This is a genomic window from Actinomadura latina NBRC 106108 (assembly GCF_001552195.1).
Taxonomy (GTDB): Bacteria; Actinomycetota; Actinomycetes; order Streptosporangiales; family Streptosporangiaceae; genus Spirillospora; species Spirillospora latina.
In genome coordinates this window covers 143694-168604 of record NZ_BCQS01000020.1, presented here as the reverse complement: position 1 = coordinate 168604, position 24911 = coordinate 143694, and the positions used below count along the sequence as shown (strand labels likewise).

The following is a 24911-nucleotide window of genomic DNA, read 5'->3' as shown; positions in this document are numbered from 1 at the left end:
CTCCTGTAACACAAGAAGGCGGCGGGACGCTGGGGGCGTCCCGCCGCCTTCTTGGGAGCAGGTCCCGGATGGGTGCGGGGAGTCCGGGACCTGTGGGAGCCGGGCCGGTGGTCCGGCCGGCCCTGGGCGGGGCGCCGCGGACGAACGAGGGGGTTCGCGGCGCCCCGGGGAGCGGGTCAGCCGGCCGGGGCCTCCTCGGGCTCGGCGGTGCCCTTGCGGCCCCGCTTCTTCTTCTCGCCGCCGGCGAGGTCGGGATCGACGGCCGGGTCGATGGCGCTCGACTCCTCGTCGTCGGGTTCCCGGCCCGGCGTCGCGAAGTTGAACTTCGTGATCATGAACTTGAAGATGAAGTAGTAGAGGAAGAAGTACAGGACGCCCATGCCGAGGATCAGCCAGATGCCCTCGGTGTTGTCCTTGCGGGCGTTCAGCAGCAGGTCGATGAGGCCCGCGGAGAAGCCGAAGCCGAGTTGCGCGCCGGCCGCCTCCAGGATCGCCATCGAGATGCCGGTGAGGACGACGTGCACGCCGTACAGGACGGGCGCGACGAACATGAACGCGAACTCGATCGGCTCGGTGACGCCGGTGACGAACGCGGTGAGCGCGGCGGACAGCATGATGCCGCCGACCGCGGCACGCCGGTGCGGGGGAGCGGTGCGCCAGATGGCGAGGGCGGCGCCGGGCAGGCCGAACATCAGGACCGGGAAGAACCCGGCGAGGAAGCCGCCCGCGTGGGGGTCGCCGGCCAGGTAGCGGTTGATCTCGCCGTGGACGGCGCCGTCCGGGCCGTTGTAGGTGCCGAACACGAACCAGATGAGCGAGTTCGGGATGTGGTGCAGGCCGAAGGGCAGCAGGAGGCGGTTGATGACGCCGTAGATGCCGGCCCCGGCGGCGCCCGCCCCGGTGATCCACTCGCCGAAGTCGGTGAGCCAGTTGCCGAAGACCGGCCAGATGAAGCCGATGGCGATGCCGAGCGCCAGGCCGGCGACGGCGGTGATGATCGGGACGAACCGGCGGCCGCCGAAGAACGCGAGCCAGGTCGGCAGCTTGATCCGGTAGTACCGCTGGTACAGCAGGGCGGCGATGAGGCCCATCAGGATGCCGCCGAGCACGTCCGTCGGGTTCTTGGCGCCCCAGTCGATGACCTGCGCCTGTGCCCCGTCCGCCACCTTGGTGATGAGGACGTTGCCCTGCAGTTCGTCGGAGTGCGAGAACATGATCTTGGAGACCCGGTCGAAGACCAGGTAGCCGACCACGGCGGCCAGTGCCGTGGAGCCGTCGGACTTCTTGGCGAAGCCGATCGCGACGCCGACGGCGAAGAGCAGCGGCAGGGCGGCGAACAGCGCGTTGCCGGCCTCACCGACGATCTCGGCGACGCGGTCCCAGCCGAGGCCGTCCGCGCCGAGCATGTCGGCCTGGCCGAAGCGCAGCAGCAGCGCGGCGGCGGGCAGCACGGCGATCGGCAGCATCAGGCTGCGGCCGATCCGCTGCAGCACCGCGAGGGCGCTCGACCCTCGGCGCGGTGCGGAGTCCACTGTTGTCGCAGTCATCGCGAGGTTCCTCCTCAGGGGTTAGGAGTGCGGCGGGGGGTTTCCGAGGGCCGTGTGGATCTGGTAGCGGTCCGCCCTGTAGGTCGACACGCCCAGCTCGGCGCACACACCTCCGGTGTACGAGCGGCGTTGCAGGAGCAGCACGGCACTGCCCCGGGCGATCTGCAGGTGCCTGGCGTCCGCGGCGTCGGCCAGGCTGGCGTCGATGGTCTGGTCGCCCGCGTCGAAGACCAGCCCGTACACCGCTTCGAGGACGCCGTACAGGGAGCGGTCGGCGAGCCGGCGGTCGAGCAGGTCGGGGGCGAGGGCGGCCAGGATGTGCGCTCGTTCGAGGGCCATGGGCTCCCCGTCGGCGGTGCGGAGGCGTTCGATGACGTGGATCTCGGTGCCGGGTTCGACATCGAAGATCCGGGCGAGCCGCGCGTCGGCCGGGACGGTCCGGCGGTCGAGGTCGATCGCGCCCGGCCGCAGCCCGCGGGCCAGCATGTCCTCGGTGAACGAGACGAGCCGCAGCGGCATCTCGATCTTGGGACGGGCGACGAACGTGCCCTTCCCCGGGACGCGGTAGAGCCGCCCCTCGGAGACGAGCTGGTCGACGCCCTGCCGGACGGTCATGCGGGACAGCTCGTACCGGACGCACAGCTCGCGCTCCGAGGGGATCGGGGCGTCGACGGGCAGTTCCGCGCTCTCGATGAGGTCGAGCAGGATCGCGCGGAGCTGGAAGTACTTCGGTACGGGGCTGTGCGGATCGATGGTGGTCACGGGGGTCCTCGATGGCCGGGGGCCGGATCGACGGGGTTCGCCGGGTTTCGACGGATGCGGTGGATGCGGTGGATGCGGTGGACGGGGTGGACGGGGTGGATGGGGTGGTGGTCAGACGGCATGAATTCGGTTTGTACTGGTCTAGGCCGGACTAGACCACAGGTCCGAAAGGCATGTCAATGCACGAATTTGTAACAACCCGATCACGTCGTCACGACGTCAAGATCGGAGAACTCGCAGGTCAGGACGGCCTCGCGGACGAGTTTCGCCTCGCATCTTCTTCTCCATCCGATTCGTGGAGTATGGTGCGTACTGGTCTAGTCCGGACTAGACCAGTTGAACTCGGAGGAAACGACCCGCGATCATCGCGTCACAGAGAGCGCGCACCCATGGCATCACTCCTGATCACGGCCGACCGCATGATCATCACCCCCGCGGGCAGTTCTACCCGCGTCGTCTCCCCGGGATACGTCCGGCTGGCGGATGGAGTGATCGCTGAGGCCGGCGAGGGCCGTCCCGCCGCGGAACCCGACGTCGACCTCCCCTCCGGCCTGCTCGCGCCCGGCCTCGTCGACCTCCAGGTCAACGGCTTCTTCGGATACGACATGGCCGACGCCGGCGAGGAAGGCTGGCGGACCGTCGTCTCCCGCCTCCCCGAGACCGGCGTGACCGCGTTCCTCCCCACGTTCATCACCGCGCCGGTCGAGTCCCAGGCCGCGGCCCTGCGCAGCACGCGCGACCTCCTGCCCGGCCTGCCGGACGGGACGCGGGTCCTCGGCGTCCACCTTGAGGGCCCGTTCCTGTCCGAGAAGCGCAAGGGCGCGCACAACGCCGTGTACCTCACCGACCCGGTGCCCGGCGCGATCGACACCCTGCTGGAGACCGGCCTCGTCAAGCTCGTCACCCTCGCGCCCGAACGGAACGGCGCGCTCGACGCGATCCGCACGCTCACCGGGGCGGGCGTCCTGGTCAGCGTCGGGCACAGCGACGCCACCGCCGCGCAGACCGGGGCCGCGGCCGACGCCGGCGCCCGCATGGTCACGCACATCTTCAACGCGCAGAGCGGCGTCCACCACCGCGATCCGGGCGTCGCCGCGCAGGCGCTCATCGACGACCGGCTCAGCCCCGGCCTCATCCTCGACCTGCACCACGTCGCGGCCGAGGTCGCGCGGCTGGTGTTCCGCGCCGCGCCGGGGCGGGTCGTGCTCGTCACCGACGCCGCGGCGTCCGCCGGGATGCCGCCCGGCGTCTACGACCTCGGCGGCGAGCCCATCACGATGCCCGCGGAGGGCCCGCCGCTGCGCGCCGACGGCACCATCGCGGGCTCCGGCCTGCGGCTGGACGAGGCGGTCGGCAACGCGATCGGCCTCGGCCTCGACCCGGCCGCCGCGGTGGACGCCGCGACCCGGGTTCCGGCCGACCTCATCGGACGTTCCGACCTCGGCCGGATCGCGCCCGGCGCCGCCGCCGACCTCGTCTGGCTGGGGCCGGACCACCGGGCGCGTACCACGTGGGTCAACGGGCAGAAAGTCTTCGGAGGGGGATCATGACCAGTCAGATGCGCGCCGAGATCGGTGAGCAGCCGGACGCGCTGCGCCGGACGATCGACGCGCTTCTCCCGCGCACCGCCGACGTCGCGGCGCTCGCGCGGGAGACCCGGCAGGTGCTGTTCATAGCGCGCGGGTCGTCCGACAACGCCGCGGTGTACGGGCGTTACCTGGTGGAGTCGCACGCCGGCCGGCTGGCCACCCTCGCCGCCCCGTCCATCGCGACGACCTACAAGCGCAGACTGGACCTGGACGGCGTGCTCGCCGTGGCGATCAGCCAGTCCGGCAAGACCGAGGAGATCGTCGAGACCCTCGACTGGGCGAAGGACTGCGGCGCCCGGACGGTCGCGGTCACCAACGGTGCCGGCTCCCCGCTCGCCGAGGCCGCCGAGGTCGCGCTGGTCACGGACGCGGGCGACGAGATCGCCGTCCCCGCCACCAAGACGTACACGACGCAGCTCGCCGCGCTGTCGGTCGTCGGTCTCGGGCTCGGCGCCGACGTCGTCGCGGACGACCTGCGCCGCGTCCCCGACGAGGTCGCCCGCGTCATCGCGCTGACCGAGGAGTCCCCGGCGCTGCCGGAGGTCGTCGAGGAGCTGGCGAAGGTCCCGGGCGCGGTCGTGTCCGGGCGCGGCATCGCGTTCGGCACCGCGCTGGAACTGGCGCTGAAGATCAAGGAGGCGTGCTACCTGCACGCCATGGGCCTGTCGTACGCCGACCTGCTGCACGGCCCCATCGCCGTCGTGGACGCGCAGACCCCCGCGCTGCTGGTCGCCGCCGACTCCGGCCCGACGCTGGCCGGGACCGTCGCGCTGGCCAGGCGGGTCGAGGGCGCCGGCGCCCGCGCGTACGGCGTCGGCGGCGGCGCCGAGCTGGCGGACGCGTGCTCGGCCGCGCTGCCCGGCCCGGCCCTGCCCGAGTGGCTGGCGCCGCTCGGCCTCATCGTCCCCGGCCAGATCATGGTCGAGAATCTGGCCCGCAGGCTCGGCGTCGACCCCGACGTCCCCAGGGGCCTGAACAAGGTCACCCAGACCGACTGACAGCCCACCCCGAGCGAGAGAAGAGAGACATGGACAAGGCCGAGGCCATCGTCGCCGCGCTGGGCGGCGCCGACAACATCATCGAGATCGAGCCGTGCGCGACCCGGCTGCGCACCGAGGTCGAGGACGCCGCCAAGGTCGACGAGGCGGCGCTGAAGAAGGCGGGCGCGCACGGCGTCATGCGCAGCGGGACCGTCGTGCAGGTCGTGGTGGGTCCCGAGGCCGACACCATCGCCACCGACATCGAGGACATCCTCGACTGACCCGGAAGGCCCCTCCAATGACCCGAGTACTGTCCCCCGTCACCGGCCGGGTCGTCGGCCTCGCCGGCGTCCCGGACCCGGTCTTCGCCCAGGCCATGGTGGGTCCGGGCACGGCGGTCGACCCCGAGCGCGGCCCCGGCCACGCCATCGCCCCCGTCACCGGGAAGATCGTCAAGCTGCATCCGCACGCCTACGTGGTGGTGGACGCGGAGGGCCACGGCGTCCTCGTCCACCTCGGCATCGACACCGTCAAGCTGAAGGGCGAGGGGTTCGACCTCCTCGCCGCCGAGGGCGACGAGGTCGCCGCCGGCCAGCCGGTCATCGGCTGGAACCCCGCCGTGATCGAGGCGGGCGGCCGCTCGCCGATCTGCGCGGTCGTCGCGCTGGACGCGAACGCCGACGCCCTGTCGGACGTGCTGGAGTCGGGCGAGGTGACGAAGGGGGCCGAGCTCTTCACATGGAACTGAGCACGGAGCTGATCGCATGGCGGTGATCGGGCTCGGCGCGGCGGTGTTCGACCTCGACGGCACCCTCATCGACACCGAACCGCGCAACCGCGTGATGTGGTCCCGGCTGTTCGACGCCCACGGCGTGCCCCGCGACGACGCGCTGATCGCGTCGTTCGCGGGGCGGCGCGGGCCGGAGGTGCTGCGGGACCTCGCGCACCTGTTCCCCGGCCGGACGGTCGAGGAGCTGTTCGAGCAGGTGATCTCCTACGAGTCGCTGCCGGGGATGCCGGCGGCCGTGCCCGTCCCCGGCGCCGTCGCCCTCGTCCGGTCGCTGGCCGGCGCGGGCGTGCCGCTCGCGGTGGTGACCTCGGGCCAGCGCCCGTACGCCGAGCGGCTGCTGGACGAGTTGGGCGTCCGCGACCTGCTCGACCTCGTGGTGACCGGCGGGGACGTCGTCACCGGCAAGCCGCATCCGGAGGGCTACCTGGCCGCCGCCCGCGACCTGGACGTCCCGCCGGCGGAGGCGATCGGGTTCGAGGACGCCCCCGCCGGCGTGGCGGCCGTGAAGTCCGCGGGCATGACCTGCGTGGGCGTCATCACCACGCAGCCGGCGGTCGCGCTCGCCAGGGCCGACCATGTGGTGGCCGATTTTCAGGAAGTCGACGTCGTCCCGGGCCCGGCGCTGCGCGTGCCGAGCCTGGGCCTGACCAAGTAGGAGTGTGTGCGGTGAGCGAGCGGAACGTGAAGATCGAGTCCCGGGTCGGGCTCCATGCGCGGCCGGCCGCGCTGTTCGTCCAGACCGCGGCCAAGGCCCCGATGGACGTGACGGTGGGCAGGCGCGGCAGCGACCCGGTGAACGCCAAGAGCATCCTCGCGGTGCTGGGGCTGGACGCCCGGCACGGTGAGGAGGTCATCCTGTCCGCGGACGGTGACGGCGCCGACGCGCTGCTGGATGATCTGGAGAGGCTGCTGTCCACGCCGGAGCCCGAGGGAGCCTGAGCGGTGCCGGACGTATTGCAGGGGACGGGCGTCAGCCCGGGAGCCGGCGCCGGGCCGGTGCGGGGCATCGCCGGGGCCGTCCCGGAGCCGCCCGCCGGTGACCGGCACGGCGGCGACGCCGCCGCCGAACGCGACACGGCGCTCGCCGCGCTGGAGGCCGTCGCCGCCGACCTGGAGGAGCGCGGGGAGCGCGCCGCCGCGGCCGGCAACACCGACGGCCGGGACGTGCTGAGCGCGCAGGCGCTGATGGCCCGCGACCCGGGCCTCGCCGACGGCGTCCGCGCCAAGGTCGGCGAGGGCGTGGCCGCGGCCCGCGCGGTGTTCGAGGCGTTCGGCGTCTACCGGGAGATGCTCGCCGGGGCGGGCGAGTACCTCGCGGCCCGGGTCACCGACCTGGACGACATCCGCGACCGCGCGATCGCCCGGCTGCTGGGCCTGCCGATGCCCGGCGTCCCGGAGTCCGACGAGCCGTTCGTGCTCGTGGCCCGCGACCTCGCGCCGGCGGACACCGCCGTCCTCGACCCGGCGAAGGTCGTCGCGTTCGTGACCGAGGAGGGCGGGCCGACCAGCCACACCGCGATCATCGCCCGGACGCTGGGCGTGCCCGCCGTGGTGGCGCTGCCGGGCGCGACGTCGCTCGCCGACGGGACCCGCGTGCTCGTCGACGGCACCGCCGGGACCGTGCGCCTCGACCCGTCCGGCGAGGAGGTGACGGCGGCCCGTGCGGCGGCCGCGGCCCGCGTGTCCGCGCTCGCCGAGTTCACCGGGCCGGGCGCCACGGCCGACGGCCGTCCGGTGCCGCTGCTGGCGAACATCGGCGGGCCGAAGGACCTGGCGGCGGCGCTGGACGCCGGCGCCGAGGGCGTCGGCCTGTACCGCACCGAGTTCCTGTTCCTGGACCGCGCGGCGCCGCCGTCCGACGACGAGCAGGAGGAGGCGTACCGGAAGGTGCTGGCGGCGTTCCCGGCGGGCCGCGTGGTCGTCCGGACGCTCGACGCCGGCGCCGACAAGCCGCTCGCGTTCCTGCCCGCGCCCGGCGAGGAGCCGAACCCGGCGCTCGGCGAGCGCGGCGTGCGGATGTCGCTGCGGCACCCGGACGTCCTGTCCGCGCAGCTCGCCGCGCTCGCCCGCGCCGCCGCCGGCCTGACCGCCAAGCTGCAGGTCATGGCCCCGATGGTGACGGACGCCGACGAGGCCGCCTGGTTCGCGGCGCAGTGCCGGGACGCCGGCATCGAGCATCCCGGCGTCATGATCGAGGTGCCCGCCGCCGCGCTCCGCGCCCGCGACGTCGCGGCGGAGGTGGAGTTCTTCAGCATCGGCACCAACGACCTCACCCAGTACGCGTGCGCGGCCGACCGGCAGGTCGGCGGCCTCGCCCGCCTCCAGGACCCGTGGCAGCCCGCCGTCCTCGACCTGATCGCCCCCGCCGCCGGCGCGGGCGTCCCGTGCGGGGTCTGCGGTGAGGCGGCCGGCGACCCGGCGCTTGCGTGCGTACTGGTCGGCCTCGGGGTGACGTCACTGTCGATGAGCGCCCCGTCCCTGCCGCTGGTACGCGCCGCCCTCGCCCGCCACACGCTGGACCAGTGCCGCCGCGCGGCGGCCGCCGCGCGGGAGGCCCGCACGGCCGACGCGGCCCGCGACGCGGCCCGCGCCCACCTCCCCGCCCTCACCGACCTCGGCCTGTGACCGCTGCGTTGATCTGCGGCATGTTGTTGTTCTGAGCGCCCGGATAGCAACGACACGCCGCAGGTCAACGAGGCGGGTCAGGGGGTGATCTGCCAGTAGGGGCCGGACTTGCGGAGGGTGAAGGTCGCCGTGAGCAGGCCGCCTGGACGGGCGGGCTCGCCCTTCCAGGCCAGGTCCTCGAAGCGGACCGTGTAGCCGCCCTCGCCCGGCCCCGGTTCGCAGACCGGGACCGTCACGCCGCGCAGGGCCGCGAGGTCCTGCGGGCTCAGCTTCGCGCGGGCCTTCGCGAACCCGGAGCGGCACGCGGCGGGCCCGCCGAACGCCGCCCGCTGGTAGGCGGGCGTCAGGTAGGCGCAGGCCTTGGCGTTCCCCGCCGCGATGCCGCGCAGGTACCTGTAGAGCGCCAGCCGGGCCGGGAAGCTCTCCTGCGCGGTCCTCGCCGCCGCCGTGTCGGCGAACTGCGAGTCGCCCGGCTCCGGGGTGAGCGGCGGCATCGTGACCTCGCCCTGCCCGCCGCAGCCGCCCAGCAGCGGCAGCACGATCAGGACGCCGGCGAGAAACGGACGGACGGGCACGGAGACCTCCCGGGGGGAAGAAGGCGGCCCGATCCTCCCAGGAAGCGGCCGTCCGCGTCCATCGAATCCCCTGGCTACGAGCCGCCCAGGCCGTAGCCGACCGGCTTGCCGCCCGCGGGCACCGGGAGTCTCCCCGCCGGTTTCACCGCGCCGCTCAGCACCTTGGCCAGGGCGTCCACCGAGACCGCGCTGGAGGAGTAGGTGGCGAGCGCCGCCGCCGCGCCGCCCGCGGCGTCGAGGTCGTACGGGCGGCCGAGCGCGGCGACGACGACCGGTTTCGGACCCAGCGCCCGGATGCGGGACGCGGTCGCGGACCCGGCGTTCTCGGTCGTCAGTACGGTGACGTCGGCGGCGCCCCGGGAGACCGTCGTGACGCCCTGGCGGCGCAGCGCCGCCAGGAGGCGGTCGCCGCCCGGCCCCGACACGGCGACCTTCTTGCCCTTCAGCGGCAGCAGCCCGCCCTTGTTGCGGACGAGGGTGACCGAGTGCTCGGCGACCTGCCGCGCCGTGGCCTTGTGCGCGGACGTCCCGATCGACGCGCTCGCCTTGGCCGGGTCGGCGAGCGTCCCCTGGAACAGGCCGCGCCGCTGCTTGAGCTTGAGGATCCGGGTGACCGACTCGTCCAGCCGCTTCTCCGTGATCTTCCCGGACCGGACGGCCTTCACCACCGCCCGGTACGCGCGCGGCAGGCTCGGCGGCATCAGCAGCTGGTCGGCGCCCGCGTTGATCGCCCGGACCGGGACGGCCGCGTCGCCGTACTTCTCCCGCACGCCCGCCATCTGCAGCGAGTCCGTCGTGATGACGCCCTCATAGCCGAGCTTGCCGCGCAGCAGCCCGGTCAGCACCGTCTTCGACAGCGTCGACGGGTCGCCCGACTTGTCGAGCTTCGGGACGACGATGTGCGCGGTCATGACGACGTCCACGCCCGCCGCGATCGCCGCCTGGAACGGGGGCGCGTCGAGCCGCTCCCACTGCGCCGGCGAATGCTTGATCACGGGCAGGCCGGTGTGGCTGTCGACGGAGGTGTCGCCGTGCCCGGGGAAGTGCTTGGCGGTGGCGGCGACCCCGGCGTCCTGGTAGCCGCCGACCGCGCCGGTCGTCATCCTGGACGCGAGCGCCGGGTCGGACCCGAACGAGCGCAGCCCGATCACCGGGTTGCGCGGGTTCACGTTGACGTCGGCGTCCGGCGCGTAGTCGAGGTTGATGCCGACCGCGCGCAGTTCGGCGCCGGTGACGCGGGCGGCGGCGCGCGCGTCGGCCGGGTTCCGGGTCGCGCCGAGCGCCATGTTGCCGGGGAACCGGGTGATGAACGGGGTGCGGGACACGATGCCCTGCTCCTCGTCCACGCCGAGCAGCAGCGGGATCTTCGACGCCTTCTGCAGCGCGTTCGACTGCGCCGCGGTCCGGGCCGGGGAGCCGAAGTTCTCCGGGAAGTAGATGAGCCCGCCGACGCGGTACTTCTTGATCTTCGCGAGGGCGTCGGCGCGGCTGGAGAAGGCCGGCACGAACAGCTGCCCGACCTTCTCCGCGACGCTCATCTCCGCGACCCGGCCGGGGATCCACGCGTCCGGCGCCGGTGTGCGCGCGCCCGGCGAACCGGACGGCGTGCCGGACTCGGCGGACGGCGCCCGCCCGCCCTCGCCGTTCCCGCCGCCGCCGCAGCCCGCGACCCCGCAGATCAGCAGGGCCGCCGCCGCGAGCGCGAGGGGACGTGAAGCACGCACCTGACCAGGCCCCCCGACGTGGTCTCGGTTCCTCGCTCGCATCGGACGCCCGCGACGCTAGCCGCTCCCCGTCCCGCTGTCGACTCGATCTCCGGCGGGGCTCAGCCGGCGCCCGACCGGGGTGCGTCCGTTGTGCGGACCTTGCCGCCGGTGTCCGGCCGGTCGCCCGGCTTCTCCGGGAGCTTGCGCGGATCGGTGCCCGCGGGCGGCGGCGTCGCGCCCCCGGGCCGTCCGGGATCCGGGGCGGCGGAACTCCCCGCCGCGGCCTTCCCGGCCGGGTCGGTGTCGACCCAGTTGGCGGCGGCCCCCTTGAACAGGGGCCGGGGGAACGGCTCGGCCGGCAGGTCGGGGGCGACCTTCTCCATGAACGCGTGCCAGATCGCGGCCGGCACGTTCTCCCCGGCCACCTTCCCGGGGAAGCCGGGCAGGTTCCGCAGCGTGGCGGGCTTGGCGTTGCCGACCACCACCGCCGCGGAGAGTTGCGGGACGTACCCGACGAACCAGGCGGCGCGGTTGTGCTCGGTCGTGCCGGTCTTGCCCGCCGCCTCGCGGTCGGGCAGCGCCGCGCGCGTGCCCGTCCCGTCCCGGACGGTCGCCCGCATCGCGAAGGTGGCCTGCGCGGCCTGCTCCGCGTCCAGCACCCGGCGCCCCGGCCGGTCCCAGGGCAGCGGGATCCGCCGGCCGTCCGCGTCGACGACCTTGGTGACGAGGTGGGGGACGACCGCCGTGCCGCCGTTCGCGAACGCCGCGTATCCGGCGGCCTGCGTGACCGCCGAGACGTCGGGGATGCCGAGCGCGACGCCCGCCTGCCCCTTGAACGGCCTCAGCGCGGAGTCCGGCACGCCGAACAGCCGCGCGGTGTCCAGGACGTTCGCGATGCCCGTCTTCAGCGCCGCCTTCACGTATCCGGTGTTGACCGACAGGGCCGTCGCCCTGACCATGTCGACCACGCCGAGCGAGCCGATCTCCTCGTCGTTCTCGACCTGGTAGCCGGGGGCGGCCGGCGGCGTCACGTCGCCGTTCGGGGCGAACTTCTGCGGCGACCGGCCGCTCACCTTCGTCCGGACGCTGAAGCCCTTGCGCAGCATCGCGGCCAGCACGTACGGCTTGAACGTGGAGCCCGCCTGCGCGACCGGCGCGAACACCGAGTCGACCTGGCTGCGCTCCGGGTCGCCGCCGTAGAACGCCCTGACCGCGCCGGTGCGGGAGTCGACGGCGACGAGCCCGGCGCGCACCGTGCCCGGCCACGCGGGCTCCTGCGCCCGGCGCATGGCCTGCTCGGCGTGCCGCATCCAGCGCTGGTCGAGCCCGGTGTAGATCTTCAGCCGGCCGTTGACGACGCCGTCCATCGGGATGCCGATGCCCGCCAGCTCGGTTTCGAGCCGGTGGCGGACGAGGAGGTCCTGCCCGGACAGGCCGACGCCCGTCCACTCGTCCTGCGTCCGGGGGAAGCGCTGCCGGTCGGCGTCGGCCCGGCTCAGCCTGCCCATCGACACCATCCCGTCGAGGACGTACGCCCAGCGGTCGCGCAGCGCGCGGGCGGCCGCGTCGCCGCCCCGCGTCCGGAAGTACGCCGGCCGCTGGATCATCGCGGCGAGCAGTGCGCACTGGGCGACGTCCAGCTGCCAGACGTCCTTGTCGAAGTAGGCGCGGGCCGCCGCCTGCGCCCCGGACGTCTGCCGGCCGAAGTAGATGGTGTTGAGGTAGAGATCGAGGATCTCGTCCTTGCCGCGGTTCCGGTCGAGCTTCAGCGCGATGAAGATCTCCTTGACCTTGCGCCGCATCGTCCGGTCGCGGCTGAGGCCCTTGAAGTAGTTGCGGGCGAGCTGCTGGGTGATGGTGGAGCCGCCCTGCGTGTCGCCGCCGGCGACGTTGTTCCACAGGGCGCGGAGCGTCCCGGTGGGGGAGACGCCGTGGTCGTCGTAGAAGCCGCGGTCCTCGGCGGCGAGCACCGCCCAGCGCAGCCGGTCGGGGATCTGGTCGTGCCGGACGGCCTCGCGGTTGGCGCCGAGGCGGAACAGCGGCGTCCGGCCGTCGGCGTAGTAGACGGTGGAGCCCTCGTCGGTCACGCCGTCCTGCGGCTGCGTCGGCACCGGCGTGCGGATATAGGCGACCACGGTGACGGCGGCGATCAGCACGACCGGTGTGATGATGATCACGATCAGCCGCCGCCCGGGTCGCCACCGGGGCGGAACCGGACGAAGCAGCCGGGACGGGACGATGCGGAGCAGGCGGGTGAGGGCCGGCCGGACACGGCGGGCCCTGGGCAGGGAATGCATGCGACCTCGTTCGACGTGGAGTACGGAGTCGGCCGTCGTCCGGGCATGGGAGGGCGCGAGCGGGCATGCCGCCTGAGGGCATGCGCGAGGTGGAGATGCGCCTGCGGGTCGGGGAGAGAGAGTCCCGCGCGGACGACGCTGCGGAGTAACGCAGCCTTATCGGTACGAGCCACGTCTGTGGCCGGTGGTCCCGCCGGACACGGCCCCAACGGGACCGCTCTGACGGCTCTGGTGCCACCGTGGTAACAGCTTAATCACGATGGACCCCGGACTCGCAAGCGATTGCGGAATCGGTGGGGTCCATCGCGATGAACCCGGACGGCCGCGGTGCCGTCCTCCGGGGGCCTTCCGCCGCTCGGGGCGGGACGGCTCAGCCGGGCAGGGGGTGGCCGAGGCGGCGCAGCGCCATCCCGGCCGCGCCGACGGCTCCGTCGCCGGCGCAGCGCGGCGCCTCGGCGAAGCGGGCGCGCAGGCCGGTGCGGACGGCCTCGGCGACGGGGCCTTCACGGAGCACCGAGCCGTGCATGACGACCGGTGCGCGGGGGTCGGACAGGGCCGGGCGCACCGCGTCGACGTCGCGCAGCAGCCACTGCGCGGCCTCCTCGGTGATGCGTCTGGCCACGGGATCGCCTGCGGCCGCGGCGGCGGCGACCACCGGGCCGAGGCGGCCGAGGGCCGCGGGCGGGCGGCCGTACACCTCCTTGATGATCGCCTGGGCGAGCCGGGGGTCGGGCGGGTTTCCCGGCAGTTCGGGGTGCCCCGGCGCACCGGGGGCCGCCGGGTGTCCCGGCGGCCCCAGCGAGCCCGGTGGCCCGGTATGGCCCGGGGGTCCGTGCGGGCCCGGGGGTCCGGCCGCGTCGCCGGACGGGTAGCCGCCGGACGGGTAGGGGACGGGGGACGGGGAGCGGGGGTCGCCGGGGAACAGGACGGCGGTACCCGTCCCGCCCCCACCGTGGGGCGCCCCTCCGGAGGCGAGGGAAGCGGCATGCGGCAGCACGGAGACGCCCGGGGACGGGGAAGGGGCGCCGGCCATGGCCAGCGCCCTCGGGCGGCGGGGTCTTCTCCGTTCCGCGTCGATCTCCGCGACCACCGTGGCGCCGAGCAGCGCACGGGGGACCGAATCGGTGAGCAGGGTCGGGGAGCCGCGGCCGTCGTAGGCGGCGAGCGCCGCCCGGACGGCCTCCTTCCCGAGCCAGACCGCCGAACCCTCGTCCCCGACGAGCCAGCCGTAACCGTCCGCGCGCTGCACGATCGTCCCGTCGCTGATGACCGCCGCGCCGGCGCCCGTGCCGGAGAACACCACGATGCCCTTGGGCTCGCTGGTTCCGGCGGCGAACGCCACCGCGATGTCGGTCACCACCGCGGGCGAGCCGCGCAGGCCGACGGCCTGCCAGGCCTGCCGCGCCGCCGTGACGGCGGCGGGCCGCCCGGCGGAGCCGGCGCCGGCGATGCCGAACACGCCGGTGAGGATGTGGGTTCGGTCCAGGTCCCCGAGCGCCTCCCGCAGGGCGGTGGTCAGCGCCCCCGCGGTGTCGCCTCCGGAGTTGGGGTTGGCCCCCGGGCCGGTGCCGGAACCGGCCAGGGCACCCCCTAGCGTCAGCACGACGCAGCGGGTCTTCGTGCCACCCGCGTCGATACCGACCACGTAAGGACCGGCCAAATGGGTCAACACATGGCGACCGTAGCCTTTCCTACCGTTGACGTGACATCCTGTCCGTAAGAAAATTTCCTCCATGAGGAAACCCATCGGCCCTGACCAGGGCCCCGAGCGGGGGATCACGGGGGAGCACGGCGCACCGCCGGAATCGGCGGCGTCCGGCAGGGACGCCACGCCGCTGAGCACCGTGGTGCGGGTCCGCTCGCTGCTGCCCTCGCTGCCCCCCGCCGAGCGACGAGTCGCGCAACGCGTCATCGACGACCCCGAGGGGGTCGCCAACTCCACCATCACCGAACTCGCCCAGAACTGCGGCACGTCCGAGACCACCGTCATCAGGTTCTGCCGGGCGATCGGGTTCCACGGCTACCCGGAGCTGCGGCTGACCCTCGCCACCGAGGCCGGACGGGCGCAGAGCGCGTCCGGCGGCAGGGTCATCGGCAGCGACATCAGCCCCGACGACTCCCTCGAACAGATCGTGGAGAAGGTGACCTTCGCCGATGCCCGGGCCGTCGAGGAGACCGCCGCGCAGCTCGACATCAAGATGCTCGAGCAGGTCGTGGACGCGGTCGTCGCCGCCGACCGGGTCGACGTCTACGGCGTCGGCGCCAGCGCGTTCGTGGCGGCCGACTTCCAGCAGAAGCTGCACCGGATCGGCCGGGTCTGCTCGGCCTGGGCGGACGCGCACATCATGCTCACCAGCGCGGCCGTCCTCAGCAGCGGCGACGTGGCGATCGGCATCTCGCACACCGGCGCGACGGTGGAGACCATCGACGCGCTGGAGGTCGCCAAGACCAGGGGCGCCAAGACCGTGGCGCTCACCAACTTCCCGAAGTCCCCGATAGCGGACGCGGCCGACCTGATCCTGACGACGGCGGCGCGGGAGACGACCTTCCGCTCCGGCGCCACCGCCAGCCGGCTGGCGCAGCTCACCGTGGTCGACTGCCTCTTCGTCGGGGTGGCGCAGCGCACGTACGGGCCGACCCGCAAGGCCCTGGAAGCCACATTCGAGGCGGTCCGCGGGCGGACCGTGCGACCCGACCGGAGGCGTCGGTGATCGATTGCGAGCTCCCCACCGAGGGCCGGAACCCCCGGACCCTCGACGTCGACACGCTGCCGACCATGGAGGTGCTGCGCCTGATCAACTCGGAGGACGCGACCGTGCCGAAGGTCGTCGCCGCCGTCCTGCCGGAGGTCGCCCGGCTGGTGGACCTCGCCGTCGACTCGCTGCGCGGCGGCGGCCGCGTGCACTACTTCGGCGCCGGCACGTCCGGCCGGCTCGCGGTGCTGGACGCCGCCGAGCTGCCGCCGACGTTCGGCATCTGGGGCCGGGTGGTCGCCCACCACGCCGGCGGGCCGGGGGCGCTGTCCCAGGCGGTCTCCGACGTCGAGGACGACGCCGACCTCGGCCGCCGGGACGCCCGCGACGTCCGGTCCGGCGACGTGGCCATCGGCATCGCGGCGAGCGGCCGCACCCCGTACGTGGTGGGGGCGCTGCGCGCCTCCGCCGCGGTCGGGGCGCGCACCGCGCTGATCAGCTGCAACCCGGGCACGCCGTACGGGGGCGAGGTCGAGGTGCACATCGCCCTCGCCACCGGGCCCGAGGTGATCAGCGGGTCCACCCGGATGAAGGCGGGCACGGCGACGAAGCTCGTGCTCAACTCCTTCTCCACCACGCTGATGATCAGGATGGGGCGCACCTACTCCAACCTGATGGTCAGCGTGAACGCGCTGAACTCGAAGCTGCGCACCCGGCTGGTGCGCATCCTCACCGAGGCGACGGGCATGGACGCCCGCACCTGCGAGAACGCGCTTGCCGAGGCGGGGGGGAACACCCGCGTCGCGCTGGTCTCGCTGCTCGGCGAGGTGCCCGCGGCGCGGGCGACGACGGTGCTGGAGGAGACGGACGGCGGCGTACGCGAGGCATTGCAGCGCCTGCGCTCGGCCTGACCGCCGGGCGCCCGGCCGCGTGCGAAGCGCGGGCGACGGGACGACGGGGCGACGCGACCAACGGGGTTGACCAACGCCCGGGACCCGGCCGTGCAGGGCCGGCTCCCCGGCACCCCGGCACCCCGCGACCGGCCCGGCCCGCACGGGCGGGTGCCCCGGCACCCCGCGACCGGGCCCGGCCGCACGGGCGGGTGGCCCGGCGACCCGCGACCCGGGCCGGCCGTGCGGGCTCAGCGCTCGTAGCGGCGCAGTTCCTGGCGGGCGACGGTGCGCACGTGCACCTCGTCCGGGCCGTCGAAGATCCGCATCGCGCGGACCCACGTGTACATCGCGGCGAGCGGGGTGTCGTCGGACACCCCGGCGCCGCCGTGCACCTGGATCGCGCGGTCGAGCACCTCGTGGGTGATGCGCGGCACGATCACCTTGATCGCGGCGATCTCGGACCGGGCGCCCTTCGACCCGTGCCTGTCGATCAGCCAGGCGGTCTTGAGGGTGAGCAGCCGGGCCTGCTCGATCGCCATCCGCGACTCGGCGATCTGCTGCCGGACCACGCCCTGCTTCGCGAGCGGCCCGCCGAACGCGACGCGGTCGACGGCGCGGCGGCACATCAACTCCAGCGCCCGCTCCGCCATGCCCAGCGCCCGCATGGCGTGGTGGATGCGGCCCGGCCCGAGCCGCGCCTGCGCGATCATGAACCCGTCGCCCTCGCCGGCGATCAGGTTGGACACCGGTACCCGGACGTCCTCGAACACGATCTCCGAGTGGCCGTGCTGGTCCTGGTAGCCGAAGACCGGCAGATGCCGGACGATCTTCAGGCCGGGGGCGTCGCGGGGGACGAGCACCTGCGACTGCTGCCGGTGGACGGGCCCGTCCGGGTCCGTCTTCCCCATCACGATGAAGATCTTGCAGCGCTCGTCGGCCGCGCCGGTGATGAACCACTTGCGGCCGTTGATCACGTACTCGTCGCCGTCCCGGACGATCGAGGTCGTGATGTTGGTGGCGTCCGAGGAGGCGACCTCGGGCTCGGTCATCGCGAACGCGCTGCGGATCTCGCCGTTCAGCAGCGGCTCCAGCCACTGGCGCTTCTGCTCGTCCGTCCCGAACATGTGCAGGACTTCCATGTTCCCGGTGTCCGGCGCGGCGCAGTTGACCGCCTCCGGCGCGAGATCCGGGGACCGCCCGGTCAGCTCGGCGAGCGTCGCGTACTCCAGGTTCGTCAGCCCGGACACGTCCGGCAGGAACAGGTTCCACAGCCCGCGCTCGCGCGCCTCGGCCTTCAGCCCCTGGACGACCGGCGGCAGCGCGTGCGGGTCGTTCTCCGCCCGCCACGCCGCGTACACCGGCTCCGCCGGGTAGACGAACCCGTCCATGAACTCCTGGAGGCGTTCCTGGTACTCGCGTGCCTTCGGGCTGAGTTCGAAGTCCATGGCGGCATTCTGGCAGAACGGGATTCGGTTAACGGGGCCGGGATCGTTTACCATCGGGCCGTGCCCTCGCAGCGACCGGTCAAAGCCGTCATCACCGACTGGGGCGGCGTGCTCACGTCCCCCCTCGCCGACGCCATCGCCGTCTGGCTCGCCGCCGACCGCATCGACGCCGAGCACTACAAGAACGTCATGCGCGCCTGGGTGAAGCAGGCCTACGACGGCGCCGGGACGAACCCGATCCACGGGCTGGAGGACGGCTCCCTCACCACCGCCGAGTTCGAGCGCCTCCTCGCCGCCGAACTGCTCACCATCGACGGCGGCCCGGTCGAGGCGGCCGGCCTCATCGCCCGGATGTTCGGCGCGTTCAGCCCGGTCGAGCCGATGTACGCCGCGCTCCGCGCCGCCCGCGCCGCCGGGACCCGCACTGCGCTGCTGTCCAACTCGTGGGGCAACGAGTACCCGCGCGACCTGTTCGCCGACCTGTTCGACGCCGTCGTGATCTCCGCCGAGGTCGGGATGCGCAAGCCCGACGAGCGGATCTTCCGGCACGCCCTGGACCTCCTCGGCCTGGACGCCGCCGACTGCGTCTTCATCGACGACATCGAGCACAACATCCGGGCCGCCGAGGCCCTCGGGATCCGCGGCATCCACCACGCCGACCCCGACACCACGATCGCCGAACTGCGCGACCTCGACCTCCTGCCCTGACGGTCTGGCAGACTGCTGCTCGTCATGCGCGTCTACCTGCCGTCCACGCTCACGCTCCTCGCCCGCGTCCACGCCGCGCGGGAGATCGGCCCCGCGCCGCTCACCGCCCACGCCGTCACGCCCGCGCTCCGCGAGTGGTACGCGAGCGGCGACCTGGAGGAGCTGGAGTACGCGGCGATGTCCGCCGCCGCCCGCGCCTCGCTCCGGCTGCTCGCCGCCGACCCGTCCGCGCCGCGCCGCCGCGTCGTCCTGGCCGCCGAGATGCCCGACGACGCGATCACCTGGTCGAGCCCCGGCCCTGCCGGTCGAGGGGGGACGCCCTCCCCGGGCGTCCTCGGCGCCGACCTGGGGCACGGCGACCGCGCCCAGGTCGCGCTCTCCACCGCCGTCCCGTGGAAGAAGATCGCCTCCGGACACGTGGACGACCCGGACGCCGCCCCCGACATCGCGACCGCCGCGGCGGCCCTCGCCGCCGCCGACGCGGGCGACGACGACGCCCGCTTCACCGTGGACGGCGCCGAAGGCCACGAACTCCTCTGGTACGCGACCCAGGAACTCGCCCACCTCCTCGACTAGCCGCCACCCGCACACCACCGAAGCCCCCGGCCCCTGTGGCGCGCCCGGCCGGCCCCTGAGGTGTGCCCGGCCTCGTCGGCCTGTGCGGTGCGCCCGGTGTCGCCGGCCTGTGTGGTGCGCCTGGCCTCGTCGGCCTCTGTGGTGCGCCCGGCCTGTGCAGTGCGCCTGGCCTCGTCGGCCTCTGCGGGTGCGTCGGCGGCGGGCGGGGGCGTGGCGGGGGATTGCGGGGAGCGGGGCGGGTAGGTCCTCCGGCAGGTCGACAACGCCGTCGGATCGCAGGGAGCCGTGAGATGGACGCCGTCGCGAACGTGCCGGTACCGGTGAACGAGCCGGTGAAGGGGTATGCGCCGGGCAGCGCCGAACGCGCTGCGCTGGAGGCGCGGATCAAGGAGCTCGGCGGGACGCAGACCGAGCTGGCGATGACCATCGCCGGGGAGCGGCGCATGGGCGCGGGCACGCCGGTCGACGTCGTGGAGCCGCACGACCACGGGCACGTCCTCGGCCGGATGGGCGACGCCACCGAGGCGGACGTGACCGAGGCCGTCGTCGCGGCGCGGGAGGCCGCGCCCGCGTGGCGGGCCATGGCGTTCGAGGACCGCGCCGCCGTCTTCCTGCGCGCCGCCGACCTGCTCGCCGGGCCGTGGCGGGCGACGCTGAACGCCGCGACGATCCTCGGCCAGTCCAAGTCGGTGCAGCAGGCCGAGATCGACGCCGCCTGCGAGCTGATCGACTTCTGGCGGTTCAACGTCGGCTACGCGCGGCAGATCCAGGAGCAGCAGCCGCTGTCGCCGCCGGGAGTGTGGAACCGGCTGGAATACCGGCCGCTGGAGGGGTTCGTCCTCGCCATCACCCCGTTCAACTTCAGCGCGATCGCCGGCAACCTGCCGACGTCGGCCGCGCTGATGGGCAACGTCGTCGTGTGGAAGCCGTCCCCCACGCAGCAGCTCGCCGCGCACTTCACGATGCTGCTGCTGGAGGCCGCGGGCCTCCCGCCGGGCGTGATCAACATGGTCACCGGCAACGGCCGCGCCGTCTCGAACGTGGCGCTGCGCCACCCCGACCTCGCCGGCCTGCACTTCACCGGCTCGGTCGCCACGTTCCAGAACCTCTGGCGGACGATCGGCGAGAACATCGCCGGCTACCGGGCCTACCCGCGGATCGTCGGCGAGACCGGCGGCAAGGACTTCGTCATCGCGCACCCGTCCGCCGACCCGGCCGTGCTGAAGACGGCCCTCGTCCGCGGCGCGTTCGAGTACCAGGGGCAGAAGTGCTCCGCCGCGTCGCGCGCCTACATCCCCCGCTCCCTCTGGGGCCGCATCCGGGACGACTTCTGCGCCGAGACCGAGTCCCTCACCATGGGCAACGTCGCCGAGGATCTCTCCGCCTTCATGGGCGCCGTCATCGACGAGCGCGCGTTCGCCAAGCACCGCGCGGCCATCGAACGCGCCCGCGGCATCGACACCATGAAGGTCTTGACCGGCGGCGAGCTGGACGATTCGCGCGGCTATTTCGTCCGCCCCACGGTCCTGGAGTCGTCCGACCCGGCCGACGAGATCTTCACCCGCGAGTACTTCGGCCCGATCCTCGGCGTGCACGTCTACGACGACGGCGACTACGACAGCGTCCTCACCCAGATGGAGGGCGTCTCGGAGTACGGCCTCACCGGCGCGATCATCGCCGACGACCGCGCCGCCGTCGCGGAGGCCACCGAGAAGCTCCGCTTCGCCGCCGGCAACTTCTACATCAACGACAAGCCGACCGGCTCGATCGTCGGCCAGCAGCCCTTCGGCGGCGCCCGCGCGTCCGGCACGAACGACAAGGCCGGCTCCGTCTTCAACCTGACCCGCTGGACGAGCGTCCGCTCGATCAAGGAGACCTTCGTCCCGCCCACCGACTACCGCTACCCCCACATGGACCACTGAGCCCGCACACCCCCTTCCCGAAAACGGCCACGAGCACCCGCCGGGCGCGGCTGGGCCGGCAGTACTTGAGATGGGAGTGGCTGGTCTGGCACGGGTGCTTGCGGGCGGGCGGCGGAGGCCGGACGATAAGCTCGCTGACCGCCGCGGGTGCCGGGAACGGCGCCCGCCCACGCTCCTCCGACCGCGCATGGGAACGGGATGTCGACACTGAACCGGCTGGTGCTGTGGAACATCGATCACACCCTGGTCGACGTCGGTCGGGTCACCCGGGACGCCTACGCCGAGGCCTTCCAGCGGACGATCGGGCGGCCGCTCGTCCGGCTCCCGCCCACCCCCGGCCGCACCGAGTCCGAGATCATCTTCGAGACCCTCGCGTTCAACGACGTCGTCACCACCGACGACCACCTGCCCGCGTTCTTCGACGCGCTCGCCGAGGCGTTCGCGTCCCGCCGCGCCGACCTGCGCGCCCACGGCCGGGTCCTGGCCGGCGCGGGGGAGGCCGTCGAGGCGCTCGCCCACGTCCCCGGCGTCGTCCAGTCCGTGCTGACCGGCTCGATCCAGCCGAACGCCATGCTGAAGGTGACCGAGCTGGGCCTCGCCGGCCGCCTCGACCTGGGCGCGGGCGGCTACGAGAACGGCGTCTACAGCAAGGCCGCCCTCCTCGAACTGGCCCGCACCCGCGCGGGCGACCGCCATGGCACCGCGTACCCCGAGTCCGCGACCGTCTACATCGCCGACTCGCCCCGCGACGTCCAGGCCGCGCACATCGCCGGCTCCCCGATCATCGCCGTCGCGACCGGCAGCGCCACCGAGGCCGAACTGCGCGCCGCCGGCGCCGAGACCGTCCTCGCCACCCTTTCCGACACCCACGCCGTGGTCACCGCCGTAGCGGACCTCACCCGCCTCTGACCACGCCGGGCAGGCGGCCCTTCCCCGCCGCTGTGATTCCGGCGCGGCTTCTGTTCCCATGTGCATGTCCCCCAGTCTCCGGTGGTGCGGAGGGCGGCGTAACTCGAATTCGGTTCTGTGGAAAACCCGGGTTGTGTGGACGGCGAGGATGCCGCGGGCGGGTGGTGTGTGGGTTGCCCGGGTTGCTCGGAGTGGGGGCTTCACCTGGGATGGGACAGGGTCCGCGCGTAGTGGCGGGTGGAACGGGCAGGTTGCGCGGGGAGCGGAGCCGGGCCGATATTTGGGAGGGTCGCGCACCGTGGCGCGGAGTGGAGGGAGCGAGATGGCCGGTGGGGTTTCCGAGGGTTCGGCGCTGTGGGAGCCGTCGGAGGAGGTCGTCGCCGACGCGCGGGTGACCCGCTTCGTTCACTGGCTGTGGGAGCGGGGCGTCCGGACGGAGTCCTACGACGAGCTCTGGCGCTGGTCGGTCACGGAGGTCGACGCGTTCTGGGACGCGATCTGGTCGTACTTCGGGGTGGTCGGCGAGCGCGGTGACGGTCCCGTCCGGTCCGGCGGGCCCATGCCGGTGGACGGCCTGAAGTGGTTCCCCGGCGCGACCCTCAACTACGCCGCGAACGCGCTGAGGCGGGCCGGGGAGACGCCCGACGAGACCGCCGTGATCTTCCGGTCGGAGGCCGGCGGGCACCGGGTGCTGTCCTACCGGGAGCTGGCGCTGCACGTGGCGGAGGTCCGCGCGGGCCTGGCCGACCTGGGCGTCGGCAAGGGCGACCGGGTCGCCGCCTACGTCCCGAACATCCCCGAGGCGCTGATCTGCTTCCTGGCGACGGCGTCGCTCGGCGCGATCTGGTCGTCGTGCTCCCCCGACTTCGGGTCGTCCTCGGTCATCGACCGGTTCGCGCAGATCGAGCCGAAGGTCATGATCGCCGTGGACGGCTACGCCTACAACGGCAAGCGGTTCGACCGGCTGGAGATCGTGCGGGAGATCGAGGCCGCGCTGCCGAGCCTGGCCGCCACGGTGCTGATCCCCTACCTCGACCCCGCCGCGACCCCTGACGGCCTGCGCGTGGGCGTGCACTACGGCGAACTGCCCCGCGCCGGCTGCGACACGCTGGAGTTCGAGGACGTCCCGTTCGACCACCCGCTGTGGGTCGTCTACTCGTCCGGTACGACGGGTCTGCCCAAGCCGATCGTGCACGGGCACGGCGGTGTGGTGCTCGAACACCTCAAGGCCCTGTCGTTCCACCAGGACCTCGGCCCGGAGGACGTGTTCTTCTGGTTCACCACCACCGGCTGGATGATGTGGAACTACCTCATCGGCGGCCTCCTGGTGGGCTCCACCATCGTCATGTACGACGGCGCCCCCCTCGACCTGTGGTCGCTGGCCGCCGACAACGGCGTCACCTACATGGGCGTCGGCGCGCCCTACATCACGGCCTCCGCCAAGGACGGCCTCCGCCCAGGCGAGGAACACGACCTCTCGGGCCTGCGCGGGATCGGGTCCACCGGCTCGCCGCTCCCGCCCGAAGGGTTCGCGTGGGTGTACGACGCCGTCGGCAAGGATCTTCTGCTCGGCTCCTTCTCCGGCGGCACCGACCTGTGCACCGGGTTCGTCGGCCCGTCGCCCCTCCTCCCGCTGCGCGCGGGCGTCATCCAGTGCCGCGGCCTCGGCGCGAAGGTCGAGGCGTTCGGCGAGGACGGCAAACCGGTCACGGACGAGGTGGGCGAACTCGTCATCACCGAGCCGATGCCCTCGATGCCCGTCTTCTTCTGGAACGACGAGAACGGCGACCGCTACCGCGGCTCCTATTTCGACATGTATCCGGGCGTGTGGCGGCACGGCGACTGGATCAAGATCCTCCCGGACGGCGGCTGCGTCATCTACGGCCGCTCCGACTCGACCCTCAACCGCGGCGGCGTCCGCATGGGCACCTCCGACTTCTACCGCGTCGTCGAGGCGTTCGACGAGATCACCGACAGCCTCGTCATCGACACCGGCCGCCTCGGCCAGGAGGGCCGGCTGCTCCTCTACGTCCAGCTCGCCGAGGGCGCGGACCTCACCGACGAACTGGTGCAGAACCTCCGGCGTGAGATCCGGTCGTCGCTGTCGCCCCGGCACGTCCCGGACGAGATCACCGCCGTCCCCGGCATCCCCCGCACGCTGTCCGGCAAGAAGCTGGAGGTCCCCGTCCGCAGGATCCTCCAGGGCACCCCGGTCGACAAGGCCGCCAATCGCGACTCCATGGCCAACCCCGAGGTGCTCACCCACTTCACCCCTTAGCCCGTGCGGCGGCGTAGGCGAGGACGTCGCGGCGGCGGTAGAGGCGGCGGACGCGGCCGCCGCCCAGCGGCTCCGTCCGGGCCGGTTCCGGCCAGCCGGCCGGGGGCCGCCCGGCGTAGACGGTGACGCTCGTCTGGGCCAGGCCGAGGATGCGGGCGGCCTCCGCCAGCGTCACGAGGTCGTCCGGCCCTTCCGCCGCCGGACGCTCCTCCAGGGCGCGGTACCAGGCCGCCCATTCGGCCTCGTCCCAGTACATGGCCTTGCCCGCGCGGTGGGCGGCGTCGGGATGGCCGTTGGCGGCCCGGTCGGCCCACAACTGCTTGAGCCGGTGGCGGCTGACACCGTGCCGCGCGGCCAGCTCGTCGCGGGTCACCAGGCCGGACGGGACGCCGCGGGAGCGCCGGCCCGCGTACCATCGGTCCCACTCGGCGGCGTCCCAGGCGAGCTGGGAGCCGGCCGTCCCGGCCGGTTCGGGGTGGCCGTTGGACGCGCGTTCGCGGTACCACTTCTCCAGCGTGCTGCGTCCGAGCCCGTATTCGGCCATGAGGTCGGCGCGCGTGTAGACACGGCGGCCGTCGAGCGTTGTCATGGATCCAGTTTCGCTTGTGTGACACCC

22 protein-coding genes are annotated in these 24911 nt (G+C 73.5%); 14 read left to right on the top strand and 8 right to left on the bottom strand.

Annotated features, from left to right (window positions below):
- Positions 1-176 precede the first annotated feature (176 nt).
- Both AL2_RS25575 and AL2_RS25570 read right to left on the bottom strand, forming a co-directional pair.
- Positions 177-1547 carry a PTS transporter subunit EIIC gene (locus tag AL2_RS25575; RefSeq protein ID WP_067637782.1) on the bottom strand — a complete coding sequence of 457 codons (1371 nt, stop codon included), beginning with the start codon at positions 1545-1547 and terminating at the stop codon, positions 177-179.
- Positions 1548-1568: 21 nt separating this feature from the next.
- The gene (locus AL2_RS25570; protein ID WP_067637780.1) at positions 1569-2309 is read right to left on the bottom strand and encodes a GntR family transcriptional regulator; all 741 of its coding nucleotides are present in this window, start codon (positions 2307-2309) and stop codon (positions 1569-1571) included.
- 389 nt (positions 2310-2698) lie between these two features.
- Here AL2_RS25570 and nagA point away from each other — a divergent pair, with 389 nt between their 5' ends.
- From nagA to ptsP, 7 genes are read left to right on the top strand one after another with little or no spacing between them, the layout of a single operon-like run.
- Positions 2699-3859 carry an N-acetylglucosamine-6-phosphate deacetylase gene (gene nagA, locus AL2_RS25565; RefSeq protein ID WP_067637778.1) on the top strand — a complete coding sequence of 387 codons (1161 nt, stop codon included), beginning with the start codon at positions 2699-2701 and terminating at the stop codon, positions 3857-3859.
- Complete coding sequence (locus tag AL2_RS25560; protein WP_083946893.1) at positions 3856-4896, top strand: SIS domain-containing protein; 1041 nt, start codon at positions 3856-3858, stop codon at positions 4894-4896. The genes nagA and AL2_RS25560 overlap by 4 nt, the downstream gene beginning before the upstream one ends.
- 29 nt (positions 4897-4925) lie before the next feature.
- Positions 4926-5159 (top strand): PTS sugar transporter subunit IIB, encoded by a 234-nt coding sequence (locus tag AL2_RS25555; protein ID WP_067637776.1) that lies wholly within the window; start codon positions 4926-4928, stop codon positions 5157-5159.
- Positions 5160-5176: 17 nt separating this feature from the next.
- Positions 5177-5626, top strand: a complete 450-nt coding sequence (locus AL2_RS25550; protein WP_067637774.1) for a PTS sugar transporter subunit IIA — start codon at positions 5177-5179, stop codon at positions 5624-5626.
- A gap of 16 nt (positions 5627-5642) precedes the next feature.
- Positions 5643-6323, top strand: coding sequence for an HAD family hydrolase (locus AL2_RS25545; RefSeq protein WP_067637772.1), 681 nt, complete (start codon positions 5643-5645; stop codon positions 6321-6323).
- Positions 6324-6334: 11 nt separating this feature from the next.
- Positions 6335-6607 carry an HPr family phosphocarrier protein gene (locus AL2_RS25540; protein ID WP_067637769.1) on the top strand — a complete coding sequence of 91 codons (273 nt, stop codon included), beginning with the start codon at positions 6335-6337 and terminating at the stop codon, positions 6605-6607.
- Between the two features lie 3 nt (positions 6608-6610).
- A complete protein-coding gene (gene ptsP / locus AL2_RS25535) occupies positions 6611-8293 on the top strand; it encodes a phosphoenolpyruvate--protein phosphotransferase (protein ID WP_083946892.1) in 1683 nt (560 codons plus the stop codon).
- 77 nt (positions 8294-8370) lie between these two features.
- Here the strand turns inward: ptsP and AL2_RS25530 are convergent, their stop codons facing one another.
- The 4 genes from AL2_RS25530 to AL2_RS36755 form a co-directional block, all read right to left on the bottom strand.
- Positions 8371-8868 (bottom strand): hypothetical protein, encoded by a 498-nt coding sequence (locus tag AL2_RS25530; protein ID WP_067637765.1) that lies wholly within the window; start codon positions 8866-8868, stop codon positions 8371-8373.
- Between the two features lie 74 nt (positions 8869-8942).
- Positions 8943-10592: a glycoside hydrolase family 3 protein gene (locus tag AL2_RS25525; RefSeq protein WP_067637762.1), complete on the bottom strand. Its 1650-nt coding sequence runs from the start codon at positions 10590-10592 to the stop codon at positions 8943-8945.
- 101 nt (positions 10593-10693) lie between these two features.
- Complete coding sequence (locus AL2_RS25520) at positions 10694-12871, bottom strand: transglycosylase domain-containing protein (RefSeq protein WP_067637760.1); 2178 nt, start codon at positions 12869-12871, stop codon at positions 10694-10696.
- Between the two features lie 370 nt (positions 12872-13241).
- Positions 13242-14543 carry an N-acetylglucosamine kinase gene (locus tag AL2_RS36755; RefSeq protein WP_245666912.1) on the bottom strand — a complete coding sequence of 434 codons (1302 nt, stop codon included), beginning with the start codon at positions 14541-14543 and terminating at the stop codon, positions 13242-13244.
- A 61-nt stretch (positions 14544-14604) separates the two neighbouring features.
- Here AL2_RS36755 and AL2_RS25510 point away from each other — a divergent pair, with 61 nt between their 5' ends.
- Positions 14605-15582, top strand: a complete 978-nt coding sequence (locus tag AL2_RS25510; protein ID WP_245666910.1) for a MurR/RpiR family transcriptional regulator — start codon at positions 14605-14607, stop codon at positions 15580-15582.
- Entirely contained in the window at positions 15579-16475 is an 897-nt protein-coding gene (locus tag AL2_RS25505) for an N-acetylmuramic acid 6-phosphate etherase (protein ID WP_067637758.1), read from the top strand. The genes AL2_RS25510 and AL2_RS25505 overlap by 4 nt, the downstream gene beginning before the upstream one ends.
- A gap of 230 nt (positions 16476-16705) precedes the next feature.
- Here AL2_RS25505 and AL2_RS25500 read toward each other — a convergent pair whose 3' ends face one another.
- Complete coding sequence (locus AL2_RS25500) at positions 16706-17902, bottom strand: acyl-CoA dehydrogenase family protein (RefSeq protein ID WP_067637756.1); 1197 nt, start codon at positions 17900-17902, stop codon at positions 16706-16708.
- Between the two features lie 60 nt (positions 17903-17962).
- Here AL2_RS25500 and AL2_RS25495 point away from each other — a divergent pair, with 60 nt between their 5' ends.
- The 5 genes from AL2_RS25495 to AL2_RS25475 all read left to right on the top strand — a co-directional run bounded on the left by AL2_RS25495 (position 17963) and on the right by AL2_RS25475 (position 24295).
- Positions 17963-18610, top strand: a complete 648-nt coding sequence (locus AL2_RS25495; protein ID WP_067637753.1) for an HAD family hydrolase — start codon at positions 17963-17965, stop codon at positions 18608-18610.
- A gap of 24 nt (positions 18611-18634) precedes the next feature.
- Positions 18635-19186 (top strand): DUF6912 family protein, encoded by a 552-nt coding sequence (locus tag AL2_RS25490; RefSeq protein WP_067637751.1) that lies wholly within the window; start codon positions 18635-18637, stop codon positions 19184-19186.
- Between the two features lie 290 nt (positions 19187-19476).
- A complete protein-coding gene (gene pruA, locus AL2_RS25485) occupies positions 19477-21108 on the top strand; it encodes an L-glutamate gamma-semialdehyde dehydrogenase (RefSeq protein WP_067637749.1) in 1632 nt (543 codons plus the stop codon).
- A 198-nt stretch (positions 21109-21306) separates the two neighbouring features.
- The gene (locus AL2_RS25480; protein WP_067637747.1) at positions 21307-22017 is read left to right on the top strand and encodes an HAD family hydrolase; all 711 of its coding nucleotides are present in this window, start codon (positions 21307-21309) and stop codon (positions 22015-22017) included.
- 322 nt (positions 22018-22339) lie between these two features.
- The gene (locus AL2_RS25475; RefSeq protein WP_067637745.1) at positions 22340-24295 is read left to right on the top strand and encodes an acetoacetate--CoA ligase; all 1956 of its coding nucleotides are present in this window, start codon (positions 22340-22342) and stop codon (positions 24293-24295) included.
- Here the strand turns inward: AL2_RS25475 and AL2_RS25470 are convergent.
- Positions 24285-24884, bottom strand: coding sequence for a hypothetical protein (locus tag AL2_RS25470; RefSeq protein WP_067637742.1), 600 nt, complete (start codon positions 24882-24884; stop codon positions 24285-24287). The two genes, AL2_RS25475 and AL2_RS25470, sit on opposite strands and share 11 nt — an antisense overlap.
- Positions 24885-24911: the final 27 nt, after the last annotated feature.